The sequence below is a fragment of the Nocardia sp. NPDC059228 genome (assembly GCF_042754245.1).
In the GTDB taxonomy this organism is placed as follows: Bacteria; Actinomycetota; Actinomycetes; order Mycobacteriales; family Mycobacteriaceae; genus Nocardia.
Map to the genome: position 1 here is coordinate 20341 of NZ_JBHZAL010000052.1, position 14159 is coordinate 34499.

The 14159-nt window shown below is 65.8% G+C and carries 15 protein-coding genes; 9 read left to right on the forward strand and 6 right to left on the reverse strand.

From position 1 onward, the window contains the following. Positions 1-365 precede the first annotated feature (365 nt). Both ACFXKA_RS39585 and ACFXKA_RS39590 read left to right on the forward strand, forming a co-directional pair. A complete protein-coding gene (locus ACFXKA_RS39585; RefSeq protein ID WP_379431367.1) occupies positions 366-761 on the forward strand; it encodes a hypothetical protein in 396 nt (131 codons plus the stop codon). A gap of 382 nt (positions 762-1143) precedes the next feature. Continuing rightward, positions 1144-1575, forward strand: coding sequence for a nitroreductase/quinone reductase family protein (locus ACFXKA_RS39590; protein ID WP_379431368.1), 432 nt, complete (start codon positions 1144-1146; stop codon positions 1573-1575). Between the two features lie 247 nt (positions 1576-1822). Here ACFXKA_RS39590 and ACFXKA_RS39595 read toward each other — a convergent pair whose 3' ends face one another. Then, positions 1823-2287 (reverse strand): hypothetical protein, encoded by a 465-nt coding sequence (locus ACFXKA_RS39595; RefSeq protein ID WP_379431369.1) that lies wholly within the window; start codon positions 2285-2287, stop codon positions 1823-1825. A 269-nt stretch (positions 2288-2556) separates the two neighbouring features. Here ACFXKA_RS39595 and ACFXKA_RS39600 point away from each other — a divergent pair, with 269 nt between their 5' ends. After that, positions 2557-3795, forward strand: a complete 1239-nt coding sequence (locus ACFXKA_RS39600; protein ID WP_379431370.1) for a thiolase family protein — start codon at positions 2557-2559, stop codon at positions 3793-3795. A gap of 437 nt (positions 3796-4232) precedes the next feature. On the opposite strand, the gene ACFXKA_RS39605 is transcribed toward ACFXKA_RS39600, so the two are convergent. Continuing rightward, on the reverse strand, positions 4233-5606 hold the full coding sequence (locus ACFXKA_RS39605; RefSeq protein ID WP_379431371.1) for an FAD-dependent monooxygenase: 1374 nt from the start codon (positions 5604-5606) through the stop codon (positions 4233-4235). Between the two features lie 35 nt (positions 5607-5641). Between ACFXKA_RS39605 and ACFXKA_RS39610 the strand changes: the two genes are divergently transcribed. After that, positions 5642-6328 carry a TetR/AcrR family transcriptional regulator gene (locus tag ACFXKA_RS39610; RefSeq protein ID WP_379431372.1) on the forward strand — a complete coding sequence of 229 codons (687 nt, stop codon included), beginning with the start codon at positions 5642-5644 and terminating at the stop codon, positions 6326-6328. A 173-nt stretch (positions 6329-6501) separates the two neighbouring features. Here the strand turns inward: ACFXKA_RS39610 and ACFXKA_RS39615 are convergent, their stop codons facing one another. Both ACFXKA_RS39615 and ACFXKA_RS39620 read right to left on the reverse strand, forming a co-directional pair. Then, positions 6502-6822 carry a hypothetical protein gene (locus ACFXKA_RS39615; protein ID WP_379431373.1) on the reverse strand — a complete coding sequence of 107 codons (321 nt, stop codon included), beginning with the start codon at positions 6820-6822 and terminating at the stop codon, positions 6502-6504. 150 nt (positions 6823-6972) lie between these two features. Further along, on the reverse strand, positions 6973-7803 hold the full coding sequence (locus ACFXKA_RS39620; protein ID WP_379431374.1) for an oxidoreductase: 831 nt from the start codon (positions 7801-7803) through the stop codon (positions 6973-6975). Between the two features lie 100 nt (positions 7804-7903). On the opposite strand from ACFXKA_RS39620, the gene ACFXKA_RS39625 reads away from it, so the two are divergent. From ACFXKA_RS39625 to ACFXKA_RS39635, 3 genes are all read left to right on the forward strand, one after another. Then, on the forward strand, positions 7904-8479 hold the full coding sequence (locus tag ACFXKA_RS39625) for a TetR/AcrR family transcriptional regulator (RefSeq protein WP_379431375.1): 576 nt from the start codon (positions 7904-7906) through the stop codon (positions 8477-8479). A gap of 286 nt (positions 8480-8765) precedes the next feature. Next, positions 8766-9545, forward strand: a complete 780-nt coding sequence (locus tag ACFXKA_RS39630) for an alpha/beta fold hydrolase (RefSeq protein ID WP_379431376.1) — start codon at positions 8766-8768, stop codon at positions 9543-9545. A 142-nt stretch (positions 9546-9687) separates the two neighbouring features. After that, positions 9688-10104 (forward strand): VOC family protein, encoded by a 417-nt coding sequence (locus ACFXKA_RS39635; RefSeq protein ID WP_379431377.1) that lies wholly within the window; start codon positions 9688-9690, stop codon positions 10102-10104. Positions 10105-10253: 149 nt separating this feature from the next. Here the strand turns inward: ACFXKA_RS39635 and ACFXKA_RS39640 are convergent, their stop codons facing one another. After that, positions 10254-11093: a LysR family transcriptional regulator gene (locus ACFXKA_RS39640; protein ID WP_379431378.1), complete on the reverse strand. Its 840-nt coding sequence runs from the start codon at positions 11091-11093 to the stop codon at positions 10254-10256. A gap of 105 nt (positions 11094-11198) precedes the next feature. On the opposite strand from ACFXKA_RS39640, the gene ACFXKA_RS39645 reads away from it, so the two are divergent. Further along, positions 11199-11924, forward strand: coding sequence for an SDR family oxidoreductase (locus ACFXKA_RS39645; RefSeq protein ID WP_379431379.1), 726 nt, complete (start codon positions 11199-11201; stop codon positions 11922-11924). Between the two features lie 73 nt (positions 11925-11997). Then, positions 11998-12921: an NADP-dependent oxidoreductase gene (locus ACFXKA_RS39650; RefSeq protein WP_379431380.1), complete on the forward strand. Its 924-nt coding sequence runs from the start codon at positions 11998-12000 to the stop codon at positions 12919-12921. A 437-nt stretch (positions 12922-13358) separates the two neighbouring features. Here the strand turns inward: ACFXKA_RS39650 and ACFXKA_RS39655 are convergent, their stop codons facing one another. Continuing rightward, positions 13359-13580 (reverse strand): hypothetical protein, encoded by a 222-nt coding sequence (locus tag ACFXKA_RS39655; protein ID WP_379431381.1) that lies wholly within the window; start codon positions 13578-13580, stop codon positions 13359-13361. Positions 13581-14159: the final 579 nt, after the last annotated feature.

Genomic DNA, 14159 nt, shown 5'->3' on the forward strand with positions numbered 1-14159 from the left:
AAGCGTGTTCTCTCATCAGTTCCGGCGCCTGATGAGCGAAAAGGAGTGGTCGAATTGGCTGATGAACAGCTGGACCCGGTAGCGGACGAAGACGCATACGACGTCAATCTGGAGGACCCCGTCATCGACTCCGCTGTGCCGACCACTTGGCAGGAGTTCGCCGAGGACGCCCGGACAGGGCAGTCGGCCATGGTCATAGAGGGGTTCGGGAGCGTCACTCTTCCGGGGGGGCGGCGCGCTTCACCGGGTAGACATTGTCACTCGTCTTGGATCGTCACGCCGCCCGCATCGAGCGGACGAGGGATAACGGTGTTGATCAAAGTCGATACGGCTCCAGCCGCACACCACACGAAGGACCTCGAAGCATGAGCATGACGCAGACATTGACCACTCTCGGGGGAATCACTGTCGCAACACTTCTCACCGCATGCGAGACCGCCGACGACAGTCGCGCCCAGATCCCCACGTACATATGCAATGAGGCCATCGTCGTGCAGCCGCTGGGTTACAAGGATGGGGACACCGTCGTCATCACCGGCCGAGGCGACTGCCGACCCGCAGAAGGCACTGCCGGACAGGACAATACGATGAGAGGTCCCTGGCAGATCACCCAACGCAGCCCGACACCCATCACTTACAGCTGCGGAAAGCAACCTCCAGCGCCCCTTGGCCTCGACGGCAAGCCCATCGAGTTCCTCACCATCTCCGGCAACATCGCGAATGCTCCTGCCTACGTCAACGGCTACGACTGCATCCCCTAAGCGATCACACTCCGACCGGTTCGGTCAGTACGATCAGCGGCATTACACGTCGTTTGCTGCTGGCCTCGACTTCCTGCGCGAGCACGGGACCCGATGGGCATCTACGAGGATGACGCCACGGCCAGTTGATCTTCCACCGCCCCGCGCCGGCCGGTTCGGTCAGCGCGGTCAGCGGCACACGAGAGTGCGTTCGCCAATCGTCTGTGCTTCGCTCCTCCTGGGCCGGCCGACCGGGGATGAAGGGTCCGAGTCCAGGCTGTCGCGTTTATCCAATACTGCGACTCGGCCATCCTGGTTGCCTTGTACTCGGCGTCCGCCTGCAAGTACTCGATTCTTACTGGCCGAGCTCTCCGACCGGCCGAACCTCGACACAGGAGACCCCTTGCCACCAAACCTAGCCTTGAAGGCAATGAACATCGCGCACCGCGGCCTGCTCCACGCGAGCGGCGGGAAGCTGGGCAACTCCTTCAGCGGCATGCCGTCGCTGGAACTGACCACGGTCGGACGGAAGTCGGGACGATCGCACACGGTGATGCTTACCGCCCCGCTGGTCGATGGCGACACGATCGTCGTAGTGGCGTCCCGCGGTGGCGGTCCAGTCCACCCGGCGTGGTATCTGAATCTGCGAGACCGGCCCGAGGTCGACGTGTCGTTCCGCAGCGGCCCCCGTCGACGCATGACCGCCCGGACGGCGACTGTGCAGGAACGGGCCGAGCTATGGCCGAAAGTGATCGCGAGATATGACGGCTACGCCGCCTATCAGCAGCGCACCACTCGCGAAATTCCGCTGGTCCTGCTCACCCCACGGGACTGAACAGAGTAAACGCAGACCGACCACGGGCCCTTACACACGAACCCGACGCGGCGGGCGCCCCCTGGCATTGGCAGAACAACCGCACCTCGGCATGAGCGAGTACTCCCGGCGCGCGCCGTGGACCGGCCGGTCTGGTCAGTAGTGCGGAGCGGAGATCAAAACGGTCGGCCCATTGGTCTTCGGGGCCGACCGCGTGGCCGATTCGAACCGCGCGCGACGCGGCAAGAGCGGATATTGGACCGTCTGGCTACCGAGGCCAAAAGACGTGGGTATCCCTGACCATCAGCGGCGTCGATTCTGCGTCCTCGTACCAGCGCAAACGCGCAAGCTCTACCGAGCCATCGGGACCGACCAGTCCGAGATCCACGCGCCGATACAGCCAGAGCATCAGCTCGGTCATTTCCTGAAGCGTCTCGACGTGCACCTCCTGCCGAGCTTCGAGATGCCAACCAGCCGAAGTCCGTTCGAGGTTCGCGTCGAGCATCCCCCCGATCTTCCACGCAGGGCCGTGCGCACCGAGCAATGGTTCAGGATCCAGGAGAACCGGCTCTCCGTCTTCGCCTTCGATGGCAAAGCGGACCCCGGTTTCGATCCGGAAGCCATCCTCGGGCGCCTCGCCCGACCCCAGATGCCAGCGCAACTCCTCAACATCCGCTGCGGAGAGTTCATCCCGCAGGTCAACCGAGATCAGGAACTCGAACATATCTGCCACGGGCGCACCGTATTACAGACCGCCGACAACTCCCGCCGCCAGACACTCGCGCATCGGCAGTTGCAGACGTTCCGCGGCAGTCGGATCGGTGCGGCCGGTCGATCTTCCGTTACGCGGCGGATCCGAGCAGCCCGATCTCGAAGGACAGCGGTCTCGGCGCCGTCGGTCTGCGCTGGTGTGGCGGATTTCCTCGGAATCGAGGCAAGATCGGAAGCGGCAACGACGGCTCGCTCGTTGAGAACCTGAGGACACTGTCGAAGGAGATCGTGATGGCGGAAGCGTTTGTGCTCGGTGGTGTTAGGACCCCCTTCGCCCGGTACGGTGGTTCGCTGTCGCACATTCGGGCCGACGACCTGCTGGGGATGACCATGAAGGGTGCGTGCGAACGCGTCGGCGTGGGTCTCGATCAGATCGAGGATATTGTCGCGGGCTGCGTCAATCCGGCCCACGAAGGTATGGGTGATGTCGCGCGGTGGGCGGCGCTGGCGGCGGGATTCCCCGACACGGTGGCCGGGGCGACGATCAACCGGTTCTGCGGGTCGTCCCTGAGTGCGACCATCAATATCGCGCACGCGATCAAAGCGGGTGACCTGGGCGTCGGAATCGCCTGCGGCGTCGAGTCGATGTCGCGGTCGGGATGGGCGTACATGAAGGGCGACACCCCGTTCGGCCCCCGTGGCCCGGTCATCCTGCTCGACACCATGTGGGCGGGTGCGGGCGGTCCCGCCAATCCGGCGCTGCTGGAGCGCAATGCTTACATCGGAATGATCGAGACAGCACAGAACGTCGCCGACCGCTACGGGCTGACCAGAGAGGAAATCGACGCGTTCGCGCTCCGGACGCAGCGAAATGCCAAGGCGGCCAGGGATTCCGGGCGGCTGGCCAAGGAGATTATGCCGATCGAGATCGCCGCGACGAGGAAGACCCCCGCCCGCCTGTTCGAGCACGACGAATTCATCCGCGACGACACCACCGCCGAAAGGCTCGCGGCACTGCCCCCGCAGCCGGGGACGACGCAGATGACCGCCGGGAACTCGACTCCCCTGACCGACGGAGCCAGCGCACTGGTACTGGCGTCGGGTGAACGAGCAGGCGAACTCGGCGTCGAACCGCTGGCGCGGGTGGTGTCGTCCGCGGTGTACGGGATCGATCCGCGCTACATGGGTCTGGCTCCGGCGTGGGCGCTGCCGCTGGCGATCCAACGTGCGGGCCTGGCACCCGAGCAGATCGACGTGTGGGAAGTACACGAGGCATTCAGCGCCCAAGCCCTGGGCGTGCTGCGTGAACTGCCCAACCAGCTGGACGGTTTCATCATCCCCGACGAGAAACTGACACCGAATGGCGGCGCGGTGGCAATCGGTCATCCGTTCGGCGCCACCGGCGCCCGCTACGTCCTGACCTTGGCCACCGAACTGCGGGAACGCAATGCGCGCTACGGCGCGATCGGAGTCTGCATCGGATCCGGTCAAGGAGTCGCAATCGTCCTCGAAAACCCGTCCGCCGCCTGAGAAATCTCACCGAAGGAACAATGTACGGGGTTCCCCCGGGAGGTCAGGAGACGACCGCGTGCTGGATGCGGCCATTTCGCTCTCCCTCTCCATGGCTGTTCGGCGAAGCATCCCAGCGCGAGAGAGCTGGCGCAAACCATTAAGGGCCACTTCATATCTCAGTTGCACTGAACAGCCTTCTGCCGTTACTGAACCAAGTGGTTGGCGACGATCGCACCCAACGGACTGGCCAGAACCGGTGATCGCACGGCAACCGGCAGTTGCGGACGTTCCGCCGGCCCCGGATCGATACGGCCAGTTGATCTTTGCCTGCCCCCGCACGGGCTGGTTCGGTCGGCGCGGTATGCGGCAAAGTAGTGCGTTTACTGGCGACGTTGATCTTCGAGACACTACCGCCGCCGGTTCGAACCGTGCGGGCCGCGGCAGCACACTACGCGCTAGGAGTACGACCGGCTCACGAAACCGTCAGGACGAACCAACACCGTCCCGTACGGCCAGCCATCCACGACGTGCACCGGGACGTCGGCCTTCACGTCGGGATCGGCTGTGAGTACGCACCATTGCGATCCGACGAGATCCAGCGTGGACACCCCGTCGGCCACCCACATGTGCGGTAGGCGCGATCCCGGCGATCCGTCGAGGTCGAGGGCGACGTCCTCGGTGGAGGGGAGCTCCGCGCCGTCGTACCGGTAGCCCATGTGCACCACTGGCGCGTTGATCGCCCCCGCCGCCTTGCGCGCCTCTGCCATGTCCTTTCCCCAGTGCAGGGACGGATCGTTGAACCGCAGGCGCGCCTGCTCCATCGTCATGAGGGCCACCGGATGGCGTTCGGCGTGATAAGTCTCCAGCAGTTCGGGTCCGGTCTCACCGCGCAGTACGTGCGCGAGCTTCCATGCCAGATTGTGCGCGTCTGCGATGCCGGCGTTCAACCCGAACGCGCCCAATGGGGGGATCGCGTGCGCCGCGTCGCCCACCAGGAAGACCCGACCGACGCAGAGCCGATCGGCCACCTGGCCGCGCCCCCGGAACCTCAGCACACTGCGGATCTCCACCTCGATCGACGGGTCGCCGAGCGCGGTACGGATGAGGTCAGGAGTCGGCTCCGTGTCGAGGTGGGTGAGGAACACCCACTCACGTTCGCCGTCGACGGTCACCAGCAGGCCGGTCGCGTCCGGATGCTCGATATTGCACATTGCGAACGGCTCACGCGGACGCAGATCAGCACCGAACAGGACACTCGTCGTCTCCTGACCGATCACACCGGGACCGGTGAGACCGATGCCGAGGACCTCCCGAACCCGGCTGCGCACACCGTCGGCGGCCACCAGGTAGCGCGCCCGCACGACACGCCCGTCGGACAGGGTCGCCGTGACGCCGCCGGAGTCCTGCTCGAACGAGTCGAGCGCCACGCCGAACTCCACGTCGCCCGCCCTGGTGATCAGTACGCGGTCGAGCCGGTTCTGTGCGCAGGTGCCGCGGATCCGGGCTGGTGTGTAGGTGAGCTCGGCCGCGGCTTTCACCTTCCACTCATCGCTTTCGGTGAAGTCGGCCTCGGCGAGCGTGCGCCCTCTGATCTTTCCCGCCCGCAAGTCGACCGCAGCCTCGTTGACGGCGTGATCCAGGCCGACCTCGCGCAGGATCTCTACCGACCGCGACCAGATGCCGGTGGCCCTGGGGTGGGGCGACAGCTGCGGCTTCTCCTCGACGACGAGGGGCTTGACGCCGTGGTGGCGCAGCAGCACCGCGAGCATCAGCCCGACGGATCCGCCGCCGGCGATCAAAACATCAGTGGGCACAGTGTTCCCGTTCATGGGCACACTGTATCCACTTCTGTAGACTCCTGTCCATGTCGCTTATCTGGGAACGTGAGCCGTACCGGTCGAAAAGGCAGGCCCTGAGCGTGGAGCGCATCGTGGACGCGTGCGTCGCCATCGCCGACGCCGAGGGGCTCGACGCGCTGTCGATGCGCCGCGTTGCCACCGAACTGTCGACCGGCACAACCTCGCTCTATCGCTATGTGGACAGCCGCGACGACCTGCTCGACCTCATGGCCGATGCGGTACAGAACGACCACGTGCCGCTGACGGGAGACTGGCGCGCCGACCTCGAGGCGTACGCCCACCACGAGCGCGAGCTGTGGCTACGGCACCCTTGGCTCGCCCCGCTACTGGCCACACGACCATCACTCGGCCCCAATTGGCTGCGCGGCCTGGAACACGCCCTCACCGCAGCCGCCCCGCTGACCTCCGACATCGCCGACGCGGCCTCGGCCGTCGGGCTCATCAGGGACTACGTCCGCGGCGCGGTCATACGCGAACTCGCCGAGAAAGAGACCCAGCGGCGCACCGGTCAGACCGAGGACCAGTGGCGCGCCGCCGTCGCCCCCCACATGCGCAAGATCATCGAAAGCGGCGCATATCCCCGGGTTTCGCGCATGACCGAATCCGCCGACCTGAGCCCGGCCGAACAGTTCTCGTACGGCTTGCGCCGCATCCTCACCGGGATCGCGGACTCGCAGCAGACGGCAAAGTGATCACGAATGCACCGAGTCCGATCCCGCCCGAACAGGGAACCACCTACGCGACACACTGCATTCGGCAGTTGCGTGCACTGTCGGCGGCCGTACGACGCTCTGCCCGTTGATCTTCCGATGCCCGCGCTGGCCGGTTCGGTCAGCGCGACCAGCGGCAATGTAGTGCCTTGCCATCAGCCACTGGGTTTCCTGTTCTGTGGCAATCTGGCGGCGTGGGTGCGAGTGAACAGGTCGGGCATGGAGGCGGAACCAAAGCGATCCTCGAGAGGATTGCGGCCAGCAAGGCGGGTGTCGTCGAAGTAGAGGTTGCCCCTCGCAAAAAGGATGGGGTTCGACCAGCAGCGCATCGCACGGCTCGGCTCGTCCGGGTGCTCTTCTGCTGCTCGGTGTTCATCGGTGCTTTGTTGCTGGCCCTCCTGTACGTAGGAGTGGGCTGCTTCGGGTTCCTGATCTTCCTCTTTTAGTGGCGCTGCGACGCCACCGAACGTCCGCATCGATCACACGGGGCACGCTCATCGGCAGTAGCGGACGTTCCGCTGGCCTCAGATCGCCTCGGCCCGTTGACCTTCGCGCGGTCCGCGCTGGCCGGTTCGGTCAGCGCGGTATGCGGCAATTGAGTGTGTTTACTGTCGGTCGTGGAACTGTCAGTCGCGAATTCCGGTGGCGCGCTTGATGATCGCGTCGAAAGCACGGTCGGGCAGAAGCCATTTCACGAAGATCAGCGGGCGGGCGCCGAAGCCGACGGTGTAGCGGGTCCTGGGGCGGCGGGCGGTGACGGCCTTGCCGATCGCGTCGGCGATCACCTGGGGCGGAGAGTTGCGTCTGGCGTTGGATTCCGAACTCAATAAGGTTGCTACGGCCTGGGCTTGGGAAGCGTAGGCGGTGTCGCCGGAGACCTTGCGCAGGTTATCGGCGGCGATGCCGCCCCATTCGGTGGCGATGCCGCCGGGCTCGATCACCACGACGTTCACCCCGAATGGCTGTGCTTCCAGGCGCAGGCAGTCGCTGAGTCCTTCGAGGGCGAACTTGGTGCCGTGGTACCAGCCACCGAGCGGGGTGTAGATCTTGCCTCCCATGGAGGTGATGTTCACGATCGTGCCGGAACGCTGTTCGCGCATGTGTGGCAACACCAGCTGCGCCAACCGCGCCGCGCCGAAGACGTTGACCTCGAACTGATAGCGGGCCTCATCGAGAGGCACGTCCTCGATCGCGCCGAAGGAGCCGTACCCGGCGTTGTTGACCAACACATCGATACGCCCGGTCTCGCCGATGATCCGTGCGATACCCGCGGTCATCGACGCGTCGTCGGTGACGTCCATGGCCAGCGGGTGGATAGCGTGGTCGGCGAGTTTCTGCAGGCGGTCGATGCGCCGTGCCGCGCCGTAGACGGTGTAGCCGAGGTCGGCCAGTTTGCGGGCGGTGGCCTCGCCGATGCCGGAAGAGGCTCCGGTGACGAGAGCGGTCTTGGTGGTCATGCTGCCTCCCAACGGTAAGATGAACTGCGGTTCATGTTCTATGATGAACCTCAGTTCACGTTATTGGCAAGTATCGATCGACCACCGTGAGAGACATTTCATGCCCCAGCCCCGAACCCCGCGCGCCGACGCGGTCCGCAACCGCACCAAGATCTTGTCCGCCGCCCGGGAACAGATCACCGCTCACGGCCCCGAAGCCGGCATGGACCAGATCGCCGCGGCGGCAGGGGTCGCCGTCGGCACTTTGTACCGGCACTTCCCGACGAAGACCGATCTGGTTGCCGCCGTGGTCATCGAGTACGTCACCCACGTGGCCGATGATGCCGAGGCCGCTTGCGCGCGTGTGGAATCCGGAGCGCGCGCACTGGATGAGATCACCGGATTCCTGGCCGGCGTCGTCGAGTTGACCGCCACCAACCAAGCCGCCAAAGCCGCCGCACAAGCCCTTGGCGCGGACCCCGCCGCCAAGGCTGAGGAAGACCGCGCCACCACCGCGCTGGCAACTCTCATCGAAGCAGGCCAGGCAGCGGGCGACATCCACCCCGACGTGACGGTCGGCGACATCTACCTACTGTTCTCCGCCGCCCCGACCGGCCAACCACATACCGCCCGCGCTCGATGGCTCACCCTCGTCCTGCCCGGCCTGACGACCCATGCCCGGACCAGCAAACCCTGACACACCCAGACGGGGTGGGACACGCGAAACTCGGCATGAGCGCGCACTGCCGGCGACCGTACGGCGATCTGCTCGTTGATCTTCAGATGCCACACGCTGGCCGGTCCGGTCAGCGCGACATGCGGTGAGGATGTTCTGCGCGGCCGTGTATCTGGTTCGCGAGTGACATGCGAGTCTCGCCCGTTGTCGGAATGCGCTGTGGGCGAATAACGTTGGGTTTGCACTGACGGGCCGCGCGACTGGTTCGTCTCGCTGCGGACCCGCAGATGTATGTCAGGATCGAAACATGGCGGTTTGCATCGAGAGCGTCGTGTCGGCCGACGGGACGCGCATTGCCTTTCAGACGCAAGGGGCGGGGCCGGCGCTGGTGATCGTTCCCGGTGCGTTGGTCACCTTGGACACGTATCTGGAGCTGGCCGGGCTGCTGGCTCCGGATTATCGGGTCGTCGTGATCGAACGACGTGAATACGGATCGAGCGGAAATGGCCCGCGCCCAGCGGAGTTCGCCGCGCAAGCCGCCGATCTGGCGGCGGTCCTGGCCGCGGTGGGTGAACCGGCTTTCGCGTTCGGGCACTCGGCGGGCGGTCTGGTCACCTTGGAGGCGATGCGGCGGGATGCGTCGATGGTGCGGCGTCTCGCACTGTACGAGCCTCCGGTCGCGCTCGCCGGCCCTCCATTGACGCCGACGCTCGAGAAGATTCGGCTCCACATGGACAGCGGACGACCCGAGGACGCGATCATCGAATTCTTCACCGCCATCACCGATCCCGTCCCTCCCCGCGCGGCCCTGCAACCGCTCGCGGACGCTCTCGCCGTCCGCGCGCCCGGATTGGTCGCCGATCTCGAATGCCTCACGGCGATGGACCCCGATATCGCATCCTGGTCGGCCATCGAGTTGCCCACCCTTCTCCTCGCCGGCGAGATCACCGATCCCTACGGCACGGCCAGCATTGACCTGCTCCAGGGGTCGCTGCCCGATGCCCGCACCGTCACCTTGCCCGGACAACGTCATCACCCCGACGACGTCCCCGCGGTGGCCGGCGCACTGCGCGAATTCTTCCGCTGAACAGGCTGGGCGCAGCGGTGGCGTGCGACCGGAATCGGCGAAGCGGCCGCGTCATCGGTTGTGCGGCAACAGACATCGATCTCGCTCGCAACCTCACGTGAACGGTTGACCTGAACCGCGGTCGAGGTTGCACAGTGGCCGGATGCGACTGAATCAGATCACGATCGGTACCACCGACCTGCGCCGGTCCGAGCGGTTCTATGAACTGCTCGGACTCCAGCTGATCGTCGAAGAGAACCACTACCTGCGGTTCCAATGTCCTGAGGGCGACAGCACGTTTTCGGTCGAGCTGGTGGACTCCGTGCCCGGCGGCGCGCAGGTGTCCATCTACTTCGAGTCCGATGACCTCGACGACCAATGCGCCCGGCTACGCGCTGCGGGCGTGGATTTCGACAGCCTGCCCGCCGACATGTCGTGGCTGTGGCGAGAGGCATGGCTGCGCGATCCCGACGGCCACCGTCTTTGCCTGTTCCATGCCGGAGCCAATCGCCTGAACCCGCCATGGCGAATCCCCGACCCGGCATCGCGGTCATGGCCAAGTCCCGGGGCGGCGGAATAATCGCCCGCATGCGAACAGCTCGGGACCGTCGACGCACGTTTTCCCGCACTGGAATTCGGCAGATGCGGACGCTTTGACCCGCGAGCAGTCTCGGTCTCGGCGCCGGCCGGTTCGCTCAGCGCGGTCCGCGGCATTTGCGATGCTATCGGCTAGAGGCGCATCGCCGTACGGACGAGGTCGGCGATGGCTTTGGATCTGCTGTGTGGTGGCCAGGCGATGACGGTCGTGACGGCTGGCGCGTCCGGCACCGGCACGATGGCGTGATCGTCGCGTAGTTGGGCTCGGAGCGACTCGGGCATGACCGCGCAGGCCCGTCCGAGCCTGATCAGCTGGATCAACTGGGTGTGGTCGCGAACCTGCGGTCCGGGGCCGTCCGGATAACTTCCATCCGGTCGAGGCCAGCGCGGCAGGGGAAGGTCCGTCAGGGCGTTGACCTCGGCCATCGACATGTGGGGCCGGTTGGCGAAGGGGTGCCCGGCGGGCAGGACCAGGACCTGCTGTTCGGTGTGCAGGTCCTCGGTGTCGAATCCGGCGGTCGTGTCGTAGGGCCGGAGGAGCAGAGCAACGTCGGCACGCCCGTTCCGTAGCAGGTTTTCCGGTTCGCCGGGCCCGCACAGCACCACCTCGACCGCGACAGCGCAGGGGTCGGCGGCGTAGGCGTCCAGCAGCTTCGACAACAGTTCGCTGGACGCTCCTGCCTTGGTGGCCAGCACCACGCAGGGCCGGTCGGCAGCGGCGCGGCGGGTGCGGCGCTCGGCGGCTTCGACCGCTTCGAGGGCGAGGCGGGCTTCCCGCAGCAGCACCGACCCGGCCTTGGTCAACGTGATCGCGCGAGAACTGCGGTGCAGCAGAACGACTCCGAGCCGACGTTCCAGCTGCTGGATCGCCCGCGACAGCGGTGGTTGCGCCATCGAAAGCCGTTGTGCCGCCCGCCCGAAGTGCAATTCTTCGGCGACGGCGACGAAGTATCGCAACTCCCGCGTCTCCACCGTGTCATCGTATCCGGCGCTCACCACGATCAATACCCGTGCGGTATCGCCGCCCACCCGACCGGTCTTGGACGCTCCACCCGAGTCCGCAACATGATCGACGGCATGAGTGAACGGACGATCGCGCTGGTGACCGGCGCGAACAAAGGAATCGGATACGAGATCGCGGCGGGCCTGGGCGCGCTCGGCTGGCGAATCGGGGTGGGCGCGCGGGATCGAGAACGCCGCGAGAGTGCGGTGGCGAAGCTGCGCGCGGCTGGAACCGATGCGTTCGGCGTGCCGCTCGACGTGACCGACGACGCGAGTGTGGCCGCGGCGGCCGAGTTGATCGCCGACCATGCCGGAGGGCTCGATGTTCTGGTCAACAATGCCGCGATCACCGGAGGTTCGCCGCAGACACCGACCACCGTCGATCCCGCGACCGTGCGAGCTGTCGTGGAAACCAACGTGATCGGGGTCATCCGGGTCACCAACGCGATGCTGCCTATGCTGCGCGCCTCGGCCTCACCGCGGATCGTCAACATGTCCAGCAGTGTCGGCTCGCTCGCCCTGCATACCACGCCCGGCATCGACATGGGCCCGGTTCCCACTGCGTACTTGGCCTCGAAGACCTTCCTCAACGCCGTCACTATCCAATACGTCAAGGAACTGAGCGGCACCAACATCCTGATCAATTCCGGCTGCCCCGGTTTCACCGCCACCGATCTCAACGGCTTCCAAGGCGTCCGCACACCACAGCAGGGGGCGGCGATTGCGATTCACCTCGCGACCCTGCCCGACGACGGACCGACCGGCGGATTCTTCGACGACGCCGGAACGGTGCCCTGGTGACGGGCACGCCGGTACGAACCATTCCCGTTCTCGAAGTCAGCCGCGCATAGCGCTCCAGAGGAGAAGCAAGACAATGACAAAGGCAGTCAGGTACGACGAATTCGGCGGAATCGACGTCCTGCGGATCGAGGAGGTCGACCGCCCCGTGCCCGGGGAAGGGCAGGTCCTCGTGCAGGTGAGAGCAGCAGGCATCAACCCCGGTGAGGCGGCATTACGCACCGGCGCGATGACGGACATCTTTCCCTCCATCTTTCCGTCCGGACAGGGCAGCGATCTCGCCGGAGTCGTCGTCGAGATCGGTGCCGGAGCCGGCCGATTCGCGCCCGGTGACGAGGTGATCGGATTCTCCGAGCGGCGAAGCGCCCAGGCCGAGCTGGTCCTCGTCGACGTCGACAACCTCACCCCCAAACCGAAGAACGTCCCATGGGAAGTGGCGGGCGCCCTGTACATTGCCGGCGTGACCGCGTGGGGGGCAGTGCATTCCGTACAGCTCGAGCAAGGCGAGAGCGTCGTCATATCCGGAGCCGCCGGAGGAGTCGGCTCATTCGCCATCCAGCTCGCGCGCCGTGCCGGAGCCACGGTCATCGGTCTGGCGAGCGAGCGCAACCACGAGTGGCTGCAAAGCCACAGCGTGATCCCCGTCGCATACGGTGACGGCGTCATGGACCGGATCAAGGCCGCCGCACCGGGCGGCATCCATGCCTTCATCGACACCTACGGCGACGGGTACGTCGAACTGGCCCTCGCTCTCGGCGTCGCAATCGAGCGGATCGACACCATCATCGATTTCCCAGCAGCCGCAAAGTATGGGGTCAAAACCGAACCCGGGCCCAACGGCAGGCCGGGCGCCGAGGTCCTCGCCGAACTGGCCGGCCTGATCGCCGACGGACACCTCGAAGTCCCGATCGCGAACGTCTACCCTTTGACGCAGGTTCGTCAGGCCTACACCGAACTCGAACGCAGACACACCCACGGCAAAATCGTTCTGAGGCCCTAGCCGGCGCCACACAGTGCGGCGCGCTTCCAGGGGACTGCTCGACCGCGGGGTTTGATTCCCGTCAGCATGGTTGTCTGCCACCCCGAGACCACGACACCGCCGACTACACATCCGGTATTCGGCATAATGGCGCGTTCGGCCAGCCTCCGGCCAATAATCGCCGCGGCCATCCCGACGCCCTCTACTGAAGCAAGCTCTAGTGAGCCCGGTGCGCGGACCATGGCAGTGGGGTAGGTGATAGGCCCGTACCGGGCACCCCGGTACGGGCCTGTTGCTTATGCGGCTGACACAGTTCTCGGTCGACGGCGACGGGTCGGAGCCACAGCACCAGCCATCACCTCATCGGCAGTTCGGTGCGTTCGGCCGGCCTCATGGCAGATGCCCACGGCATCTTGGTCTTTCGGAGACCAGCGGTCGAGGCGCGCGAGAATCGGCGCTCAGTCGAGCAGGAACTTCAGGCGATCATCGGCTTGCCCGGCCGCGATCTCGACGATGTCGGCCGTCACGACGTCAGCCGCGACGAACGGGTCTTGCGCGACCCGCCGCTGGAGATCCTCCGCCGAGGTGTTGTGCGCCAGGACCGCTCCTCGGCGGTGTCCGGGCGGGGTGAGTTGAGGATCATCGGTGTCCTTCGGGTCGGCATCCGGCCGAAGGATCACGAAAGAAGGATGCTTCGGCCGGCCTGAGGGCTGTCGGTCCGAAGGCCTCGCTCGCCGGCACCGTATGGGTCACGGTGTCCGGTGGACGGCCGGGCGCACCAACGCCAGCATGTCGACCGCCCGCCCGGCGCCCGGCAAATTCACCGAGGCCGGGGAGCTACTCCCCTTCGCTACCGCCGACGATAACCCCACTCACGAAAGTCCAGCAAATCGGGCAGTTAACGAAATCTGTTGCACGGCAACGCAAATAAACAAATCAGCGAAGGCGCAGTGATTACCGCGCACAACCGGCGAACGAATGTTCGCGCACCCTGGAACGTCCCGGTCGAGCCACCGCAAGAAAATCTCCGACCCTGTACCCAGGTGTGAGGCCAAGAGATCCGCACGACCGTCGGCATTGCAGTGCAGTGCGTTGGCCGACCGTGGCCGACGGCCGCGCTTTCGTAAGGATGTGCAGGGACCGCGGGCGCACCGCACTCAACGTGTGACTGGGCCCCGGTTGCAGGCCCACCGGTTATGCGAGTTGGATTTGTTGCTCGAACTCGGTCGGTGACCATTGCTGACGGAATGCGTTGGGGC